We start from the raw sequence: 20181 nt of genomic DNA, 5'->3' as shown, positions 1-20181 counted from the left end.
TGCTCGGCTGGTCAGATGCGGGTGCGGCGGCGGCCGGCCGGCCGGTCCGCGGCGGGCGCGGCGGCCGGCGGCACCGGCCGCGCGGCGTGCTGGGCGAGACGGGTCTCGCAGTGGTCGAGCCAGCGGATCTCGGCCTCGGTCTGGAAGATGAGCTGCTCCAGGACGAGCAGCCAGGCGAGGTCGCCCGGCGCCTCGCCCGCGGTCAGGGCCTGGGCCTTGAGCCGGGTGTAGTCCTGGAGGGCCTTCATGCTGTGCCGGCGCTGGGCCTGCACGACGGCCTGGACGTCGACGCCGGGCACCGTGACGGCCATCGCCAGCTTGATGGCGAGTTCGTCGCGCGGCGGGTTGGTGCGGGGCACCGGGGTGTCGAACCACTGGCGCAGTTCCGCGCGTCCTGCCTCGGTGACGGCGTAGAACAGGTGGCCCTCGCCGTCCTCGCCCGCCGGCTCCACCAGGCCGTCGCGCTCCAGCCGGCCGAGTGTGGTGTACACCTGCCCGACGTTGAGCGGCCAGGTGGCGCCGGTACGGGCCTCGAAGTCCGCGCGCAGCTGGTAGCCGTACCGGGGGCCCTGGTCGAGGAGGGCGAGGAGACCATGACGGATCGACATACCGAGTATGTATACCCGGTATGCCCGGCCGGCTCAAGTCCCGCAGCCGGTACGGTCGGGGGTGTGAGCCAGCTGCGCATCGCCACCTTCAACCTGCTGCACGGTCAGCCGCTCGCGGCCGACGGCGCCCCGCTGCCCTACCCCGCCGAGGCCGGGGCCCCGCTGGGGGACGCGGTGGCCGCGCTGGACGCCGACGTGCTGGCCCTCCAGGAGGTCGACCGCCACCAGGAGCGCTCGGGGCTGGTCGACCAGGCCGCCGTCGCCGCCAAGGCGATGGGCGCCGCGGACTGGCGGTTCGCCGCCGCGCTGCACGGCCGCCCCGCCCCGTCGGCCGGCTGGGTCCCCGACCCCGCGGTCACCGGCCTCCAGGTGTACGGCCCGGCCGAGGTGGACACCGCGACCGGCCGCCCCTCCTACGGCACCGCCCTGCTGACCCGGCTGCCGGTGCGGCACTGGCGGGCCCGCCGGTTCGCCCCGGCGCCGTTCGGGCTGCCGCTGCGGGTGGCCGGGCGGCGCGGGCTGACGGCCGTCCCGGACGAGCCGCGGGCCGCACTGGCCGCCGTCCTGGAGGGCGCGCACGGGCCGTTCACCGTGGTCGCCGCCCACCTGTCGTTCGTGCCCGGCTGGAACGTCGCCCAGCTCGCGGCGGTCCGCCGCTGGATCGCCGACCTGCCGCAGCCCTACCTGGTGCTCGGCGACTTCAACCTGATCGGCGCGGTGCCGCGGACGGTCCTCGGCAGCGCCGCCGCGATCGAGCGCACCACCTCGCGCGAGCGGGTCCGCGAACTGCGCGCCGCCCGCCGGGGCCGGATCGCGCAGGGCGAGCCGCGCCGGCGCCGGGTGCGCGAGCCGAGGCCCCGCCTGCAGGGCTGGTACGACCTGGCCCGCACCCCCACCTACCCCTCGCACCGCCCGGCCGTGCAGTTCGACCACGTTCTGGCGGTGGGCGTGCCGCGGACGGCCGTCCGCTCGGCGACCACCCTGCGCACCGGCGTCTCGGACCACCGGCCGCTGCTGGTCGAGGTCGACCTCTGAGAGTCGGTCAGCCCTTCGCCAGCATCGGCCGGCCGCCCTGGACGGGCAGCTGCGGGCCGACCGGCTCGTACTGCAGCAGCAGCATCGCCGCGTCGTCGCCGAGCTTGTGGCCGACGTGCCGCACCACGTCCTGGTGCAGGCACTGCAGCACCTCCACCGGGCCGCCCAAGGAGCAGTGCGGCAGCCGGTCGGCGAGCGGGTAGAAGGCGCCGCGATCGTCCCGGGCCTCGATCACGCCGTCGGTGTACAGCAGCACCCGGTCGCCCGGCCGCAGCGGCACGCGCTGCACCGGCGGGCGGACGTCGGCCGGGTCGAGCACCCCGAGCGGCGGCACCGGCTCGGCCGGCTCCAGCAGCGCCACCGGCTCCTCGGCGCGCAGCAGGACGGGCGGCGGGTGACCGCAGTTGACGATCTCCGCCGTGCCGTCCGAGTGCAGGCCGATCAGCACCAGGGTGACGAACTCCTCCTCGATGCCGGGGTGGTCGTTCTCGTGCAGGGCGCGGTCCAGACTGACGGCCAGCCAGCCCGCCACCCGGTCCAGCGCGGGCTCCTGGTGGGCGGCCTCGCGGAAGGCCCCGAGGACGGCGGCGGCGGTCTCCACCGCGGCCAGCCCCTTGCCGCGCACGTCGCCGACCACGGCCCGCACCCCGTGCCGGGTGTTGACCACCTCGTACAGGTCGCCGCCGATCGAGGCGTGCGCGTGGGCGGCCGCGTAGTGCACCGCCGCCCGCACGCTGCCGACCCGCTCGGGGACGGGGCGCAGCAGGACCCGGCGGGCGATCTCGGCGACCAGCTGGGCGTCGGCGAGTGCCCGCTCCTGGCGCAGCCGCAGCGTCGCGGAGACCCAGCCGATCCCGGCGACCAGGGCGATCGCGAAGACCGTGGCGCTGTGCACGGACTCGCCGAGCACGTCGTTGTAGGTGGCCATGAGGAAGGCGGCCAGCTCGGTGAGCAGCCCGATCAGCAGCGGGTACCAGGTGCGCCGGCTGACCACGGCGGCCAGGGCGGGGACGGCGGTGAGCGCCGGTTCGACGGTCACCTCGGTGTTGCTGAAGTAGTCCAGTCCGACCACCAGCGCCATGCCGATGAACGGCAGCGCCAGTGCGGTCCTCGGCCAGGTGCCGGTCACCGTGCCTGGAACAGCCCCCGGGGTCGGCCCCGCGAGCCGGTCTCTGATCCATCCGGTCGCGCTCAACGTCGTTCTCTCCAGCGGAAGGAGGCCGGTGCCGAGACACCTGCGATGATGACGGAAAGTCAGGGGCGACTGCCCCTCCAGGTGGCCGGAGAACGGGGGTGACCGGTTACCGACCCCACAATAGGCGCGAAAAGTGCACAGTGCACAGGTTTCGCGCGGGCCCGTGACGACTTGGATGCTCTGCGTGACTCATTCCTCACTATTCCCGATCAGGAGCCTGGTCAACTCTTTTCGGTCAGGAAGTCCTGACGGTCTCTCCACCCGCCCGCTGCGGACGTACAGGAACGCCGCACTGACCTGCTCGGGCGGCACGCCCGCCCGCTCGGCCCAGGCCAGCCGGTAGATGGCGAGTTGCAGCGGGTCCGCGGTCTCCTCCCGGTGGGTCTTCCAGTCGACCACCTCGTAGCGCCACGGATGCGGTGACCCTGCGCCACCGTCACGCTCCCGGTAGACCGCGTCGATCCGGCCGCGCACCACCCGCCCCGCCAGCAGCAGCTGGAACGGCGCCTCGATCCGGTACGGCGTACGGCCGGCGTACGGGCTGCGCAGGAACGCCTCCTTGAGCCGCTCCAGGTCGCGCTCGTCCTCGATCCCGTCGTCGTCGGCGCCCGGCAGCGCGTACGGATCCAGCAGGAGCAGCTCCTCCGCCTCGAAGTGCGACTGCACCCAGGTGTGGAAGCGGGTGCCGCGCCGGGCCGCGGGCTGCGGCGGGCGGGGCATCGGCCTGGCCAGGTCGCGGGCGAAGCCGTCCGGGTCCGCGGCCAGCCGCATCAGCTGCGAGGCGGAGAGCGAGGGCGGCAGCGGGACGTCCCGGACCGCGCGCCGCGAGCGCTCCAGCTCGCCCAGCAGGGAGTCGAGGTCGCGGTCCCAGGAGGCGACCAGCCGGGCGTCCTCCGGGGCCATCCCCTCCGGTTCGGGCGCGGGCGCCCCGGCGAGCCGCCGCTGCACCACCTCGGCCACCCGCCGCCGGGCCAGCTGCGCGGCCGGCTCCAGCGGCAGCGGCCACGGGGTGTCGGCCGTCCGGGCCAGGGCCGGGTTCTCGGCGTCCGGCAGCGGCTCCTCGGCCCAGGCCTCGACCTCGCCGTTGCCGCTTTCGGCACAGTGCTCGTGCAATTGACGCAGGAAGTCGGACGGCCCGCGGCGGCGCTTCTGGCTCGGCCCCCACCAGTGCCCGGAGGCCAGCAGCAGGCTCCGCGGCCGGGTGAACGCCACGTAGCCGAGCCGCAGCTCCTCCACGGCGGAGTGCTCCGTCATCTCCTTCTTGAACAGGCCGAGGCCCTTCGCCGTCCACGCCGGTTCGCCTGGCAGCGTCGCGGCGTCGCCGCGCAGCGCGTGCGGCAGGACCCTGCGGGTGCTCGTCCAGCGCTCGCGGCCCTGACTGCTCGGGAAGGCGCCCTTGACCAGCCCGGGGACGGCGACCACGTCCCACTCCAGGCCCTTGGACTTGTGCGCGGTCAGCACCTTGACGGTGTCCTCGCCGCCGGGCAGGCCCGCGTCCAGGCCGCGCTCGTACTCCTGGGCGGCCCGCAGGAAGCCGAGGAACGCGGACAGGCCCGGATCGCCGTCCAGGTCGGCGAAGCCGGCCGCGACGTCCAGGAAGCCGTGCAGGGTCTCGCGGCGGCGGGCGGCCAGCGCCGTCGGGGACGCGGACAGCTCCACCTCCAGCCCGGTGACCGTCAGCACCCGGTGCAGCACGTCCATCAGCGGCTCGGCCAGCGCCCGGCGCAGTTCGCGGATCTCGCGGGCGAGCCGGGCGAAGCGCACCCGGGCCTGCGGCGAGAACGGCAGCTCGTCGGGCTGCTCGGCGTCCAGGAAGGTCTCCAGGGCGTCCGCGAGGGAGACCACCTCGGTCGGGTCGGTGCCGGCCACCGCGGCGGCCAGCGCGTCACCCGAGGACCGCTCGGTGCGGACGAGGTCGGCGGCGCGGCGGCCCAGCAGGGCGAGGTCGCGCGGGCCGATCCGCCAGCGCGGGCCGATCAGCAGCCGGACCAGGGCGGCGTTCGCGGTCGGGTCCTGGAGCACCTCGCAGACCGCCACCAGGTCGGCGACCTCAGGGAGTTGCAGCAGCCCGCCGAGCCCCACCACCTCGACCGGCACCTCCCGGGCGACCAGCGCCGCGTGCACGTCGGGGAAGGCCGCGCCGCCCCGGCAGAGCACCGCGATCCGGCCGGGGGCCGTCCCGGTGCGGACGAGGTGCGCGATCCCGTCCGCGAGCCAGTCGATCTCCTCGTCGTGGGTCGGCAGCAGCGCGCAGCGCACGAAGCCGTCCTGCTCGGCGCCGGGGGCGGGCCGCAGCGCCTCGACGCCCTCGTGCATGGCCCGCAGCGGCGCGGCCAGGCCGTTGGCGAAGGCCAGCAGCCGGCCGCCGCTGCGGCGGTTCTCGCTCAGCGCGTAGCGGGCCGCCGGGCCGCCGTCGGCGCCGGGGAAGTGCACGGGGAAGTCGTCCAGGTTGGCGACGGACGCGCCGCGCCAGCCGTAGATCGCCTGGCAGGGGTCGCCGACCGCGGTCACCGGGTGGCCGCTGCCGGCGCCGAACAGGCCGGCCAGCATCAGCCGCTGCGCGACCGAGGTGTCCTGGTACTCGTCGAGGAGCACCACCCGGAACTGCTCGCGCAACAGCCGGCCCACCTCCGGGCGCTGCTGGGCGAGCCGGGCCGAGGCGGCGATCTGGTCGCCGAAGTCCATCAGGTCGGCGGCCCGTTTGCGGCCGCGGTAGTCCTCGACCAGGTGGAGCAGCTCCTGCCGGGCGCGGGCGGCCTTCGGGACGGCCCGCAGGTCGTCGTTGCCGAGCTTCACGCCGGCGAGGGCGTCCAGCAGGGCGGTGTCGTGGGCGCGGAGGTCCTCGGGGTCGACGAGGTGCTCGGCCAGCTCGGAGTCCAGCGCGATGAGGTCGGCGACCAGGGCGGTGAACGTGCCGGTCAGGGCCGGGAAGGGGCCGCGGGCCGAGCGGAGCACCTTGGCGGCCAGCTGGAAGCGGGTGGCGTCGGCGAGCAGCCGGACGTCCGGCTCGATGCCCAGGCGCAGGCCGTGCTCCTTCAGCAGCCGGCCGGCGAACGCGTGGTAGGTCGATATCTCCGGCTCGCCCAAGGCCTCGGCGTCGTCCGCCTCCACCACCCCGGCGCGCAGCAGGGCGGCCCTGACCCGCTCGGCGAGCTCGCCGGCCGCCTTGTTGGTGAAGGTCAGCCCGAGGACCTGCTCGGGCCGCACCGCACCGGAGCCGACCAGCCAGACGACCCGGGCCGCCATCACCGTCGTCTTGCCGGACCCGGCTCCCGCGACGATCACGGCGGGCTCCAGCGGGGCGCCGATCGCGCGCATCTGCTCGGCGTTGAAGGGGATGCCGAGCAGATCCTTCAACTGGTCGGGGTGATCGAGCACGGAACGCACCCGACAAAGCTAACCGCCCCGACGGACATCGACACCCACCCCGGCCGGGAGCCTCCACGGACAGCCCGCCCCCTCCGGAGCGGGGCCACCCCAGGGCGCCGGGGGCGGGGTCGCCCCGGGGCTCAGTCGATGAGCTGGCGGCCGTCGCGCTGGGCGGAGCAGCTGCCGCGGAAGGAGCAGCGGGTGCAGTTGTCGCCCTGGGTGGGGACGAAGCGCTCGGCGAGGACCCGGCCGGCGGCGTCGGCGAGGAGGTTCTCGATCCACGGCTCGCCGTCCGGCGGGCCCTGCTGCTGGACCTTCGGGGCCTCCTTGTCGGTCTTGCCGGGCTCGCGCAGGTGGACGAGCTCGGCGCCGCCGGAGGCGACGCCCTCCGGGACACCGGGCAGGCCGTCCAGCGCGCCGTTGCGGACGGCCAGCTGGTAGACGGCGAGCTGGCGGTGTTCCGGCAGCGACTTGTCGGTGGGGATCTGCTTGCCGGTCTTGAAGTCGACGACGTACGCGCGGCCCGCGCCGTCCTGCTCGATGCGGTCCATGGAGCCGCGGATCCGGACGGCGACGCCCCCGACGGTCAGCGTCAGGTCGAAGCCGTGCTCGGTGGCGAGGGTGGTGCGGCCGCGCTCCAGGACGTGCCAGTGCAGGAAGCGCTCCAGGGCGCCGCGGGCCTCGGTCTTCTCCTGCTGGGACTTCCACGGCGCGTCGAAGGCGAGCGCGTCCCAGACGGTGTCGAGGCGCTCCATGAGGACGGCGAGGTCGGCCGGCGTGCGGCCGGAGCCGACCTCGTCGGCGAGGGCGTGCAGGACGTTGCCGAAGCCCTGGGCGGCGCTGGCGGTGCCGGCCGCCCGGACGTCCTTGTCGAGGAACCACTGCAGGGCGCAGCTGTCGAGCTGTTCCAGGCCGCTGCCGGAGAGCCGGACGGGGGTGTCCGGGGCGCGCAGCGGTTCGGGCGCGGCGGTCTGGTCGAGCAGGCCCCACCAGCGGTCGGGGTGGGCGGCGGGCACCAGCGGGGCGCCGTCCTCGTCGGCGGCGGTGGCGAGCCGGGCGAGCCGTTCGGCGGCGGCCCGGCGCAGCTCGGGCGAGCGTGAGGCGTCCACGGTGACCGCCCGCAGCTCGGCGACCAGGGCGGCCACCGACAGCGGGCGGCGCGGGCGGTGGGTGACGTCGGCGACGGTGACCTGCGGGGTGCGGGAGCGGACCTTGCCCGTCCGCGGGTCGAGCTCCTCGCGGTAGAGCTCGCGCAGGAAGCGGGAGGGCTCGTCGCCGTCCTCGGCGGGTGCCTTGACCGCGGTGACGATCAGGCGGTCCCTGGCCCGGGTGGCGGCGGTGTAGAAGAGCCGGCGCTCCTCCCCGAGCAGGGCGGCCGGGGAGAGCGGTTCGGCGAGGCCGTCCCGCCCGATCCGGTCGGCCTCCAGCAGGGAGCCGCGGCGGCGGAGGTCGGGCCACAGGCCCTCCTGGACGCCGGCGACCACGACGATCCGCCACTCCAGGCCCTTGGAGCGGTGGGCGGTCATCAGCCGGACGGCGTCGGGGCGCACGGCGCGCACGGTGAGGGTGTCGGCGGCGATGTCCTGGGCTTCGAGTTCGGCCAGGAAGTCGGGGGCGCCGCGGTGTCCGGCGACCTGTTCCTCGGCCCTGGCGGCCGTCTCGAACAGGGCGCAGAGCGCGTCGAGGTCGCGGTCCGCGTTGCGGGCGGCCGCGCCGCCGCGCAGCGCGGCCCGCTCCAGGCGCTCGCGCCAGCGGCGGCTGCCGTCCCAGAGCGTCCAGAGCGCCTCCTCGGCGCTGCCGCCGCCGGCCAGGAGCTCGCGGACCTTGCGCAGCAGGGTGCCGAGGTCGCGGGCCCGGCGGGCGGGCAGTGCGTCCATGGCGACCAGCCGCTCGGGTTCGGCGAGGGCTTCGCGGATCAGTTCCTCGGCGGCCCGTACGGCGGTGGCGTCGCCGCTCTCCCGCAGGGCGGTGCGCTCCTCCTCGCGCAGGGCTCGGCCGAGCCGGCGCAGGTCGGAGCCGTCGAGGCCGCCGAGCGGGCCGGTGAGCAGGGTGTGCGCGACCTCGGCGGTGAGGCGCCCGGCCGGCTCGGCGCAGACCCGCAGGGCGAGCAGCAACGGGGCGACGGCCGGCTCCTCGCGCAGCGGCAGGTCGTCGCCGTCGATCTCCAGCGGGACGCCGGCCGCGGCCAGTGCCCGCCGTACGCCCGGTATCGAGCGGGCACCGGCCCGGACGAGGACGGCCATCTCGCCCCAGGGCACGCCGTCCTCCAGGTGGGCGCGGCGCAGCAGGTCGGCGACGGAGTCCAATTCGGTGCCGGGTGTGGGGTAGGTGTACACCTCGACGGCGCCGCCCTCGCGGGAGGGCAGCAGGGCCCGGTGCTGGGCGAGCTTGTCGGCGGGGAGCCGGCCCATCGGCATCCGGCGGGCGAGTTCGCGGGTGGCGGCGAGCAGCACGGCGCCGGAGCGCCGCGACACCCGCAGCACCTTGACCTCGGCGGGGCTGCCGTCGGCCTGCAGGAAGGTGTGTGGGAAGTCGAGGATGCCGTTGATGTCGGCGCCGCGGAAGGCGTAGATCGACTGGTCGGGGTCGCCGACGGCGACCAGGTCGCGGCCGCCGCCGGCCAGCCGGCGCAGCAGCCGCACCTGGGAGGGGTCGGTGTCCTGGTACTCGTCGACGAAGACCACCTCGTAGCGGCGGCCGAGCGCGTCGGCGACCTCGGGGCGTTCGGCGAGCAGCACGGCGCGGTGGACGAGCTCGGCGTAGTCGAGGACGCCCCGCAGGTCGAGGACGTCGAGGTAGTCGGCGAGGAAGTGCGCGGCGGCGGCCCAGTCGGGGCGCTCCACGCCCTCGGCGAAGCGGGCGAGCTCCTCCTCGCCGAGCCCGAGCTCGCGGCTGCGGGCGAGGACGGCGCGGACCTCGTCGGCGAAGCCGCGGGTGGTCAGGCAGGCCCGCAGGTCGAGCGGCCAGTTGATCCGGCCGGTGCCGAGCCGGACGTCCTCTGCGCCGCCGGCGAGCAGTTCGCGGACCATGACGTCCTGCTCGGGGCCGGAGAGCAGCCGCAGCGGCTCGGCCGCCTCCTCGGGGCGCTGGTGCTCGCGCAGCAGGGCGTAGCAGAAGGAGTGGAAGGTGGTCGCCTGGGGCGCGGCGCCGGTACTGCCGATCCGGGCGGTCATCCGGTCCCGGAGCTCCATCGCGGCCTTGCGGCTGAAGGTGAGGACGAGGATCCGCTCGGGGTCGGTGCCGCGCTCGATCCGGCGGGCGACCGCCTCGACCAGGGTGGTGGTCTTGCCGGTGCCGGGGCCGGCGAGCACCAGCAGCGGCCCGGCGGCGTGCTCGACCACCGCCTGCTGGTACGGGTCCAGCGTGGGCGGTTCGGGCTGTGCGAGCGGGCTGCGCACCAGGCGGAAAGGGGAGGTCACTGCGGTCCAGGCGGGTCGTACGAGCGGATGTGCGTCGGGCGGGTCGCGGGCGGGGCGGGGCTCCGGTCGGGCCCGGGGACGTGCTCGGCGACGGGTGTCCGCACCGAGCCTACGATCCTGCACCGACAGCCCGGCCCCGCGCACCCGTCCGGCCGGATCCGGGGGCGCGGGCGGGGCGGCGCGCTACCGGCCGTCCCAGCGGGCCTGCCGGACGTCGACGCGGGGCTCGCCGCCCACCGTGCGCAGGGGGTGCCCTCGGCCCGGTACTCGGGCAGCGCACGGTGCTCGTGGCCGGGCAGCGGCCGGCCGTCCGACCGGATCACCCGCCACCAGGGCACGCCGCCGCCGTACAGCGCCATCACCCGGCCGACCTGGCGGGGGCCGCCGCGGCCGAGGTACTCGGCGACGTCGCCGTAGGTCATCACCCGGCCGGGCGGGATCCGCTCGGTGAGATCGAGCACAGCTTCGGCGTAGGGCGGCAGTTCCTCGCCTTCCGTATCCTCGGTCACCTGTGGCATTTCTCCCCATCCGGTCGATTCCTGGGCCCCGTGCGGGCGATTTGCCGCGCCCGACCCGGCCCCTGTCCCGCACGGCGCGCCGCGACATGGCAGCATCTTCGGGGCGGCGCGCAGTGATACGAGGACAAGACCAGATGACCGGGACGGCAGACGTGAACGTGGACAAGGGCTCGGACGAGTCCGCCACCGACCGGTCTGCTGTTCCCGAACCGGAGCCGCCGACAGTCTCGCCGCAGCCGCGCGCACCGGGCAACCAGGACGCGCCCGAGGCCGTCCCCGAGCCCCGCCCGCCGCACCCGCAGCCCGTGCCGCCGCAGTCGGCGGACGAGCCGCCCGGTGAGCACCTCGCGGTGGACGAGCCGCTGCTGGCCGCCCGCGCGCACCGCCCCTCCGATCTGATCCGCTTCCTGGCGGGCGTGCTCGGGATCATCGCGGTGTTCGTGCTCGCCCAGATCGCGGTGTCGACCACCAGCGGCATCGAGACGGACATCTCCGCCAACGCCCACAAGATCCCCGGCGTGCTGTCCACGATCATGGCGCTGGTCTCCAGCATCGCGGTGCTGGCGGTGCCGCTGGCCTTCGCGGTCGAGCGGCTGATCAAACGGGACGGCCTGCGGGTCGCCGACGGCGTGCTCGCCTCGGTGCTCGCCTACGGCGTCTCGCTCGGCATCGACTGGTGGGTGGCGGCCGGGGCGCCGCCCGCCGTCCGGGACGCGCTGACCCAGCTGCCGCCGGGTGGCGGCCAGACCCTCACCGATCCGGTGCACGGCTACCTGGCGCCGGTGATCGCCTACATGACGGCGGTCGGCATGTCGAGCCGTCCGCGCTGGCGGGTGGCCCTGTGGGTGGTGGTGATCCTCAGCGGCGTCACCGAGCTGATCAGCGGCTACACCACGCCGCTGTCGCTGCTGCTCACCGTGCTGATCGGCTGGTCGGTGGCGTACGGCACGCTCTACGCGATCGGCTCCCCGAACATCCGGCCGACCGGCAAGCACCTGATGACCGGCCTGCGGAAGGTCGGCTTCACCCTCCGGCGCGCACCGCGCCCCGACGCCCCCGGCGAGACCCGCCGCTACCTGGTCGCCCAGTACGAGGGCCCGCTGCTGGACGTCCACATCATCGACCGCGAGCAGCAGGCGGCCGGCTTCTTCTACCGCGCCTGGCGGCGGATCCGGCTGCGCTCGGTGGCCGTGCGGCGCAGCCCGCAGTCGCTGCGTCAGGCCCTGGAACAAGAGGCCCTGATCGCGTACGCGGCGGCCGCATCCGGGGCCCGCGCCCCGCAGCTGGTCGCCACCTCGGAGCTCGGGCCGGACGCCGCGATCCTGGTGTACGAGAACGTGGCCGGCCGCACCCTCGACGAGCTCGCCGACGACGAGATCACCGACGACGTGATGGCCTCGCTGTGGGAGTCGGTGGCAGCCCTGCACGAGCGCCGGATCGCCCACCGCCGGCTGACCGGCGAGTCGCTGCTGGTGGTCGACGAGAAGACCGGCTGCCTGGTCAATCTCTCCGGCGGCGACATCGCGGCCGGCGACCTGACGCTGCGCATCGACGTCGCGCAGCTGCTCACCACCTTCGCGCTGCGGATCGGCCCGGAGCGCTCGGTGGACGTCGCCAACCGGGTGCTCGGCGCGGACCGCGTCGCGGGCTCGCTGCCGCTGCTGCAGCCGGTGGGCCTGAGCCGGTCCACCCGGATCGACCTGCAGCGGATGTCCAAGGAGCGCAAGGCCGAGGCCCGGGCCCTGGCGCTGGAACAGGTCGCCGCGGGCGAGCGCACCCAGCAGCAGGCCGAGGAGGACATCGCGGCGGCCGGCGAGGACCTGCTCAGCCGGATCCGCGGCCAGATCCTGGAGATCGCGCCCGAGGCGCCGATGGCCCCCGCGAAGCTGGAACGGCTCAAGCCGAAGAGCCTCATCATGGTCATCGCGCTGAGCTTCGCCGCCTACCTGGCGCTGACCACCGTCCAGCCCGCCCAGCTGAAGCTCTCCCAGCTGAACTGGGGCTGGGCCGCGGTGGCGCTGGCCGCGGCGGCCACCACCTACGGTGCGGCGGCGATGAGCCTGACGGGCTTCGTCCCGGAGCGGCTGCCGTTCGTCCGCACGGTCGCGGCCCAGCTGGCCGGCTCCTTCGTGAAGCTGGTCGCACCCGCGGCGATCGGCGGCATCGCGCTCAACACCCGCTACCTGCAGAAGGCCGGCATCCGCTCCGGGCAGGCGGTCGCCAGCGTCGGCGCCTCCCAGCTGGCGGGCCTCGGCGGCCACCTGCTGCTGCTGTTCTGCTTCGGCCTGATCACCGGCACCCAGACCAACGGCGACCTCGGCGCCTCCCGGGCGGTGATCATCGGTGTGCTCAGCGCGGCGGTGCTGGCCCTGGTGGTCGCGGCAGTGGCGCCGCTGCGGCGCTTCGTGGTGACCCGGGTGCGGTCGCTGTTCTTCGGCGTGGTGCCGCGGATGCTCGACCTGATGCAGACCCCGACCAAGCTGGTCACCGGCTTCGGCGGCATCCTGCTGCTGACGCTCTCGTTCACCGCCTGCCTGTACGCCTCGGTGCGGGCGTTCGGCGGCGACATGAGCTACTCCGCGGTGGCGGTGGTCTTCCTGACCGCGAACGCGGCCGGCTCGGCGATCCCGACGCCGGGCGGCATCGGGCCGGTGGAGATCGCCCTGATCGGCGCCCTGACCGTCGGCGTGCCGGCCTCGGCGGCGGCGCCCGCGGTGTTCCTGTACCGCCTGCTGACCTTCTGGCTGCCGGTGCTGCCGGGCTGGGTCGCCTACAACGTGCTGCAACGCCGCGGGGCACTCTGACGGACGCGCACAGCCCGAAGGCGCACAGCCCGAAGGCCCCCGGCGTCGCCGGGGGCCTTCGGGTCGGACACGCTCTAGTAGATCGGCTTGTGCGGCTCGATCTGGTTGACCCAGCCGACCACGCCGCCGCCGAGGTGGACGGCGTCGGAGAAGCCCGCCGACTTGAGGACGGCCAGCACCTCGGCCGAGCGCACGCCGGTCTTGCAGTGCAGCACGATCTTCTTGTCCTGCGGCATCTTCTCCAGCGCGGTGCCCATCAGGAACTCGTTCTTGGGGATCAGCGTGGCGCCCGGGATCGAGACGATCTCGTACTCGTTGGGCTCGCGGACGTCGATGAGGAAGATGTCCTCGTCGTCGTCCAGCCACTGCTTGAGCTGCTTGGAGGTGATGGTGGAGCCCGCGGCCGCGGCCTGCGCCTCCTCCGACACGACGCCGCAGAAGGCCTCGTAGTCGATCAGCTCGGTGACGGTGGGGTTGTCACCGCACAGGACGCAGTTCGGGTCCTTGCGGACCTTCACCGAGCGGTACTGCATCTCCAGGGCGTCGTAGATCATCAGTCGGCCGACCAGCGGCTCGCCGACGCCGGCCAGCAGCTTGATCGCCTCGGTGACCTGGATCGAGCCGATCGAGGCGCAGAGCACGCCCAGCACGCCGCCCTCGGCGCAGGAGGGGACCATGCCCGGCGGCGGGGCCTCCGGGTAGAGGCAGCGGTAGCAGGGGCCGTGCTCGGCCCAGAAGACGCTGGCCTGGCCGTCGAAGCGGTAGATGGAGCCCCAGACGTACGGCTTGCCGAGCAGCACCGCGGCGTCGTTCACCAGGTACCGGGTGGCGAAGTTGTCCGTGCCGTCGACGATCAGGTCGTAGCCGGAGAAGATCTCCATGACGTTGGAGTTGTCCAGGCGGTCCTCGTGCAGGATCACCTCGACCAGCGGGTTGATCTCCTTGACCGAGTCGCGCGCGGACTCGGCCTTGGAACGGCCGATGTCGGACTGGCCGTGGATGATCTGGCGCTGGAGGTTGGACTCGTCGACGGTGTCGAACTCGACGATGCCGAGCGTGCCGACGCCCGCCGCGGCCAGGTACATGAGGGCGGGGGACCCGAGGCCGCCCGCGCCGACGCAGAGCACCTTGGCCTTCTTCAGCCGCTTCTGCCCGTCCATGCCCACGTCGGGGATGATCAGGTGGCGGGAGTACCGGCGGACCTCTTCAACGGTGAGCTCGGCGGCCGGCTCGACCAGGGGTGGCAGCGACACGAAAACTCCGATGGTCGTCAGTTCTGTGGGGCTGGGCCTGCCAGCCGTTGCTTCACTACGCCAACAGTGTCACGCGCCGCTGCTATTCCGAGACAGCTGGTCCAATCGGTGAGATGGCCGACACCGGATGCCGAGACCGGCCCCCGGAGCGGAACGCCGCAGCTCAACGGCGGGGCGCCGGTCAGACCCGGCAGGCGGTCTCCAGCCACACGTCCCCGAGCGACTCCTCCAGCGGCACCTGTGTCCGCCAGCCGAGACGATCCCGGGCCGTGCGGACGTCCGCCTGCCGCCACGGGGCCGGGTCCGGCGGCAGCAGCCGGGGCTCGGTGGGCCGCATGTGCTCGCCGCCCTGCGCGGGCACCGGGGCCGGACGGCCGTCCTCGGCCACACCCCCTCGAACCCGGAAGCCCTGACCAGCAGGTGTGCCGCGTCCCGCGCCCGCACCGCGTGGCCGCTGCCGATGTTGATCACCCCGGTGGCCGCCGACACCGCCGCCGCCTGGACGGCCCGCGCGACGTCCCGCACGTCGACGAAATCCCGGTATCCGGACAGGTCCGGCATCCGCACCTGGAGCTCGCCCTGCTCCAGCGCCCGCCGCAGGCCGTCCGCGAGCCGCCCGAACAGCGAGGCGGACGGCGCCCCCGGCCCCACCACGTCGAACACCCGCAGCACCGCGGCGTCCAGCCCGGATGCCAGCACCAGCTCGGTACCGGCCAGCTTGGACACTCCGTACGGCCCGACCGGCCGCGGCTCGGTGGTCTCCGCGATCGGCGCGCCGGGCTGCATCGGCCCGTACTCGGCGGCCGAGCCGACGTGCACCAGGCGGGCCGGCTCCCGGCTGCGCCGGATCGCCTCGCAGACGGTGGCCACCGCGAGCGTGTTGGACCGGATCAGTGTCCGCGAACTGCCGTAGGTGGCCCCGGCGCAGTTGACCACCACCTGCGGCGCCACCGCGTCCAGGAAGCGGGCGAGCGCGCCGGGGCTGCCCGCCGTCAGGTCGAAGCGGATGTCCGCCGAGTCGCGCCGGCCGAGTGCGGTGACCTGGAGGTCGGGCTCGGCGAGCAGGCGTTCGGCGACCCGGCGGCCGATGAAGCCGTCGGCGCCCAGCAGCAGCACCCTCATCGGGGGTGTCCTTCCACGAGGCCCGGCCGCTTGGCGGCCGGGCGGATACAGAACGGGTGGGTATGGCCGCGGTACGGGGCGGTCAGGCCCCGCGGCGGCGTGGGACGGCCCGGTACGCCTGGGGACGGGACAGCAGCGCCCACGCGTACGCCGCTGACACCGCAACGGCGACGGCGCCGGACGCCGCCCACAGCACGGCGGCCGGCCCGGTCGGCACCGGGACGAGGTGCAGCAGGCCGGCCACGGCACCGCAGGCAGCGAGCCCGGCGGCCGCGACCCCGGGCCGCCCGCCGTGCCGCACCACCGCGGCCAGCAGGAACAACAGGGCGAGCACGGCCTGCCCGGCCCAGCCGGCCGCACCGGCGGGTGTCGCGGCGGGCGGCCGCAGGGCCAGGGTCAGCGCTCCGACCACGGCGAGCTGCGCCGCCGCGGCGAGCGGCAGCAGCGGGCGCATCCGGGCCCGGAAGCCGGTGATGGTCGCCGTCGCCCCGAGGTGCGCCAGCCCCGTCCGGCGCAGCCGCCGGGCGGCGAGGTCGGCGGACGCGGTGCCCAGCGCGACGGCCGCGGCGGCCCCGGCCCCGCCGGCCGACCCCGCGGCGAGCAGCAGTGCCGCACCGACCCCGTAGCCGAGCCGGTCGGCCGCACCCGCGGCCGGCGCGGCGAGCGCGAGCCAGCCGGCCGCCAGGAGCAGCGCCGGCGCCGCGCCCACCGGGCCCGCCACGGCGGTCAGCCAGGGCAGCGCGGCCAGGACGGCGACCGCGGGCAGGTGCAGCAGCGCACGGCCGGCCGCCCGGAGCGCCGGGCCGCCCCACGGCACGGCGGCGGGTGGGGCGGCCGGCTCGGCGGGCCGGCGCTCCACCCGGGCGTACAGCTCCTCGGCGAGCCCGAAGACGTCGGCGTGGCGGTAGCGGTGCGCCACGCTGTCGGCGATCCCGGCGTCCTCCAGGCCGGCCGCGATGTCCAGGGAGTCGACGGCCTGTTCGCAGAGCTCGCGGTGCTCGGCCATCAGCGCCCGGACCGGGTCCGAGGACGGCGGTGCCGCGGGCGGGACACCGGCGGGGGCGGCCGCCGGGACGCGGCCCATCAGATCGCCTCCGCGAGCGCCTCGGCCGGCACGGCGGCCACCGGCGGGCCGGCCGGCGCGGTCTGCCGCTCGGCGGCCGGCGGCGTGGCCGGCGCCCCGCCGACCCAGTACTCGGCGGGGCGGGCGAACGGCTGCCGCCCTGCGGCCGGGAAGGCCGGCCAGCGGGACACCAGCTCCAGGTAGATCTCCCGGAACGCCGTCGTCTCCGGCTCCAGCGCGAAGCGCTCCTGGGCGCGCAGCCGGCCGGCCAGGCCGAGTCTGGCCCGCCGCTCGTCGTCGGTGAGCAGGGCGACGCAGGCCGCCGCCAGCGCCTGCGGGCTGCGCGGCGGCACCAGCAGCCCGGCCGGGCCGAGCACCTCGGCGGCGACCCCGACCTCGGTGGCGACGACGGCGCGGCCGCTCAGCATGGCGTCGGCGAGCAGCCGAGGGCTGCGCTGGGCGAGCGCGGAGAAGACCACGGCGCTGCCGGCCGCCCAGGCGTCGGCCGTGGTGGTGGGGCGGCCGGCGAAGTCCACGGCGGCGGCGATGCCGAGCCGTTCGGCGATCGCCCGGCAGTGCGCGAGGTACCCGGGCGCGGCCTCCTCGCCGTACATCCGCAGCCTGGCCTTCGGCAGTTCGGCGCGGACCCGGGCGAAGGCGTGCAGCATCAGTTCGGGGTCGCGGCCGGGCTCCAGGGCGCCAGCCCAGACGAGCGTGGGCCGCTCGGGCTCCGCCCCGGCCGCCTCCCGGCCGGCCTCCGGGGTGCCCTCGTGCACCACCCGGACGCGGCCTGGCTCGGCGCCGCAGCGCAGCTGCCACTGCCGGTCGTACGCGGATCCGGGGTGAGCACCGCCGCCTGCCGGTACGTCTCGGCGCTCAGCAGCCGGAAGAAGGCGAGCAGCAGGGCCCGGACCGGCCAGCGGTACGGGGCGGTGCGGTAGCCGCGGTACTGCTCGCGCAGGTGCAGCCCGTGCTCGGTGAGGACGAACGGCACGCCGTGCAGGTGCTTGGCGACCAGGGCGGGCAGGGCGGCCGGGCCGCCGCCGACCACGTGGCACAGGTCGGCGCCGCCGAGGCCGGTCGGGCCGCTGCCGTACCAGGGGGCGGAGAGCGGCCGCAGCAGCTGCTCCAGCAGGTCGCCGGCGACCAGGACGTCGCGGACCAGCGGCTGGCCGGCCGCGGTCTCGGCGCCGGGGGCCCGCCAGACCTTCTCCAGGATGCGGTGGGCCCGGCCGGAGGCGAGGAAGGCGGGCAGCGCGCCGTCCTGCCCGGCGAGCTCGGCCAGCCGGTACAGGGCCGGGCCGAACTGCGACCGCTCGCCGGGCGTGACCAGGGCCCGGACCAGGCCTTCGTAGGCGGCCGCACAGGCGGGGCGGCGGTGCACGGCGAGCCGCCCGGCGCCGGGGCGGCGGCCCCATATCGGCAGCTCGTGGACGGCGGTCAGGCTGCTCGGCGCCGGCCCGGCGTCCTCGGGGCCGCCGCCGGCGCCGAGCAGGTAGAGCTGGAACTCGTGCTCGGCCAGCGCACCGGCGAGCCGGCCGCACCAGCCGCCACCGGTACGCTGGGCTACGGTTCGCGTGCCCTCGGTGAGCAGAGCAATGCGCACGACGACCTCCGGAGGAGTGCAGGGGGACTCGGCCGACGACGCAGGGGCCCGGGCACATCTCTCCCGGTGACCTCGGCCGGCTCCCGCGCCCGCTCCCCGCGGCCGCGGCACTGCCGCTCCCCCACACCTGTTCGGTCCGACAGCACGAAGGTAGAGCGGTTGCCCGACACCGCCTCGACCACCTGCCCGGATGACACCTGAACGAGTGAAAGGCCGTTACCTGGCGCCGCCCGGCGCGTTCGACGCGGCGGGCGGCGCGGGCTCACACCTCGGCGAGCAGGTCCCGGACGGCGCGGGCGACCCGGTCGGTGTGCTCCATCATGGCGACGTGGCCGGAGTCCGGCAGGACGAGCAGGCGGGCGTCGGCGAACGCCGCGCAGGCCCGCCGGGCGGAGCGGTACGACACCAGCCGGTCCTTCATCCCGTACACCAGCAGCACCGGCACCTTCACCTGCGCGGCCTGCCGCCACAGCGCCTGGTCGCCGCGCTCGGTGTAGGCCGCGACGATGCCGCGCGCGGAGCCGATGCTGGCCTGCAGCGCGTACGGCAGGCCGAGCCGGCGCCGGTACTCGGCCACCGCGCGCTCGCGCCGCTCGGCGGGGATCGCGGCGGCGTCCGCGTAGACCAGCCGCAGCAGATTCTCGGTGGCCTGCTCGGCGCTCTGCGCGCCGGCCGCAGTCCGGCGCCTGAGCAGCGCCGGCACCCCGGGGACGGCGAGCAGGGCGGTGGGCCAGGCGCTGTACTGCGGCGGCACCTCGGGCAGCGCCGGCGAGATCAGGGTGAGGCTGCGGACGAGGTCGGGCCGCAGGGCGGCGAGCCGCACCGAGACCGCGCCGCCCAGCGAGTTGCCGACCAGGTGGACGGGCCCGCGCCCGGACTTCTCCAGGTAGCCGATCACCGCCCGGACGTGGCCGGAGACGGTGAGGTTGCCGTCCAGCGGGGGCGCCGACCAGCCGAAGCCCGGCAGGTCGAGGGCCTCCCCGGCGACCTCGTCCGCGAGATCCGCCATGAGGTCGGCCCAGTTGTCGGCGGAGCCGCCGAGACCGTGCACGAAGAGCGCGGGCGGCAGGTCCTCGGCCGGCGGGACGGCCGGGCTGACCGCCAGGACGGCGCCCGGCACCTCGACCGTGCGGAAGGGCCGCCCGCCGTCCGCGGGCCCGGCCTCCCCCACCTGCTGACCGGCCTGCTCCGCGGTCCGTACCTGCTGCTCAGCGCTCATGGAGCACGATGGTAGTGATGCCGGCGGGCCCTGCACCGGTGCGCACACCGATCTCGCCCTGTGGACAAAGGGAAAGCTGGTCGTATTGTGGGCTCCCGACAAGGCTGTTTCTACGCTTTACTCGGCTTCACCAGGCGCGCACCGGGTTACCGAAAAGTAGACTCAGTGGCTCTGCCCGCTACGCCCAGATCGTGAAGTGAGGACCGCCGTGACGGCCATCCAGGAGGCGCAGGAGCGTCCGCGCGGTGCCCGACTGCCGCGAAGCGCTCGCCGTGAACAACTGCTCGGGGCCGCGCAGGAGGTGTTCGTCGCCCAGGGCTACCACGCGGCCGCGATGGACGACATCGCCGATCGCGCCGGCGTCAGCAAGCCCGTGCTGTACCAGCACTTCCCCGGCAAGCTGGACCTCTACCTGGCGCTGCTGGACAAGCACTGCGACGCCCTGGTGGACGCCACCCGGACGGCGCTGGAGGCGACCACCGACAACAAGCAGCGGGTCGCGGCGACCATGGAGGCGTACTTCCACTACGTCGCCAGCGAGTCCGGCGCCTTCCGGCTGGTCTTCGAGTCGGACCTGACCAACGAGCCGGCCGTGCGCGAGCGCGTGGACCGCGCCGCCGACCAGAGCGCGACGCTGGTCAGCAAGGTCATCGCGGAGGACACCGACCTCCCCGAGACCGAGGCCAAGCTGCTGGCCGCCGGCGTCTGCGGGCTGGCCCAGATCACCGCGCGCTACTGGCTGTCGCAGGGCCGGGAGATCCCGCACGACGAGGCCGTCCGGCTGGTCGCCAGCCTGGCCTGGCGCGGTCTGAAGGGCTTCCCGATGCACCCCGGCGACGGCGACCGCCCGGGCTCCGCCGACTAGCCCCGCGTCGGGCGGCTCCGCCCGTCGACGGGGCGACAGTTGCCCGCTGCGGCACCGGCGATCGTCGGACCTTCGCCGTACGGCCTGGCCGGTGCTCTATGGTGA

The 20181-nt window shown here is 75.4% G+C and carries 12 protein-coding genes and 2 pseudogenes; 3 read left to right on the top strand and 11 right to left on the bottom strand.

The features are described from left to right. Positions 1-11 precede the first annotated feature (11 nt). The gene (locus tag ABEB13_RS25175) at positions 12-608 is read right to left on the bottom strand and encodes a PadR family transcriptional regulator (RefSeq protein WP_345707300.1); all 597 of its coding nucleotides are present in this window, start codon (positions 606-608) and stop codon (positions 12-14) included. A 63-nt stretch (positions 609-671) separates the two neighbouring features. Between ABEB13_RS25175 and ABEB13_RS25170 the strand changes: the two genes are divergently transcribed. Then, a complete protein-coding gene (locus tag ABEB13_RS25170) occupies positions 672-1643 on the top strand; it encodes an endonuclease/exonuclease/phosphatase family protein (RefSeq protein WP_345707299.1) in 972 nt (323 codons plus the stop codon). Between the two features lie 7 nt (positions 1644-1650). Here ABEB13_RS25170 and ABEB13_RS25165 read toward each other — a convergent pair whose 3' ends face one another. The 4 genes and pseudogenes from ABEB13_RS25165 to ABEB13_RS25150 form a co-directional block, all read right to left on the bottom strand. Continuing rightward, a complete protein-coding gene (locus tag ABEB13_RS25165; RefSeq protein WP_345707298.1) occupies positions 1651-2772 on the bottom strand; it encodes a PP2C family protein-serine/threonine phosphatase in 1122 nt (373 codons plus the stop codon). 255 nt (positions 2773-3027) lie between these two features. Further along, complete coding sequence (locus ABEB13_RS25160; RefSeq protein ID WP_380230290.1) at positions 3028-6225, bottom strand: ATP-dependent helicase; 3198 nt, start codon at positions 6223-6225, stop codon at positions 3028-3030. Positions 6226-6347: 122 nt separating this feature from the next. Then, a complete protein-coding gene (locus tag ABEB13_RS25155; RefSeq protein WP_345707297.1) occupies positions 6348-9626 on the bottom strand; it encodes an ATP-dependent helicase in 3279 nt (1092 codons plus the stop codon). A 183-nt stretch (positions 9627-9809) separates the two neighbouring features. After that, a pseudogene (locus ABEB13_RS25150) lies at positions 9810-10144 on the bottom strand (MGMT family protein). Positions 10145-10278: 134 nt separating this feature from the next. Between ABEB13_RS25150 and ABEB13_RS25145 the strand changes: the two are divergent. Beyond that, positions 10279-12948 carry a flippase-like domain-containing protein gene (locus tag ABEB13_RS25145; protein WP_345707296.1) on the top strand — a complete coding sequence of 890 codons (2670 nt, stop codon included), beginning with the start codon at positions 10279-10281 and terminating at the stop codon, positions 12946-12948. A 74-nt stretch (positions 12949-13022) separates the two neighbouring features. Here ABEB13_RS25145 and moeZ read toward each other — a convergent pair whose 3' ends face one another. From moeZ to ABEB13_RS25115, 6 genes and pseudogenes are all read right to left on the bottom strand, one after another. Then, the gene (gene moeZ, locus ABEB13_RS25140) at positions 13023-14201 is read right to left on the bottom strand and encodes an adenylyltransferase/sulfurtransferase MoeZ (protein ID WP_345707295.1); all 1179 of its coding nucleotides are present in this window, start codon (positions 14199-14201) and stop codon (positions 13023-13025) included. A gap of 181 nt (positions 14202-14382) precedes the next feature. Beyond that, positions 14383-15323 (bottom strand): annotated as a pseudogene (locus ABEB13_RS25135) (NAD-dependent epimerase/dehydratase family protein). An 82-nt stretch (positions 15324-15405) separates the two neighbouring features. Continuing rightward, complete coding sequence (locus tag ABEB13_RS25130; protein WP_345707293.1) at positions 15406-16407, bottom strand: hypothetical protein; 1002 nt, start codon at positions 16405-16407, stop codon at positions 15406-15408. Next, entirely contained in the window at positions 16407-17162 is a 756-nt protein-coding gene (locus ABEB13_RS25125; protein ID WP_345707292.1) for a glycosyltransferase, read from the bottom strand. The genes ABEB13_RS25130 and ABEB13_RS25125 overlap by 1 nt, the downstream gene beginning before the upstream one ends. Beyond that, positions 17054-17992 carry a DUF3492 domain-containing protein gene (locus tag ABEB13_RS25120; protein WP_345707291.1) on the bottom strand — a complete coding sequence of 313 codons (939 nt, stop codon included), beginning with the start codon at positions 17990-17992 and terminating at the stop codon, positions 17054-17056. Before ABEB13_RS25120 ends, ABEB13_RS25125 begins: the two co-directional genes overlap by 109 nt. 262 nt (positions 17993-18254) lie before the next feature. Then, entirely contained in the window at positions 18255-19211 is a 957-nt protein-coding gene (locus ABEB13_RS25115) for an alpha/beta fold hydrolase (protein WP_345707290.1), read from the bottom strand. A 208-nt stretch (positions 19212-19419) separates the two neighbouring features. On the opposite strand from ABEB13_RS25115, the gene ABEB13_RS25110 reads away from it, so the two are divergent. Further along, positions 19420-20076 (top strand): TetR/AcrR family transcriptional regulator, encoded by a 657-nt coding sequence (locus ABEB13_RS25110; RefSeq protein WP_345707289.1) that lies wholly within the window; start codon positions 19420-19422, stop codon positions 20074-20076. Positions 20077-20181: the final 105 nt, after the last annotated feature.

The organism is Kitasatospora paranensis (assembly GCF_039544005.1).
GTDB lineage: Bacteria > Actinomycetota > Actinomycetes > Streptomycetales > Streptomycetaceae > Kitasatospora > Kitasatospora paranensis.
Note: the sequence above shows the minus strand (reverse complement) of the source record. Positions and strands in the feature narration are given on the sequence as shown.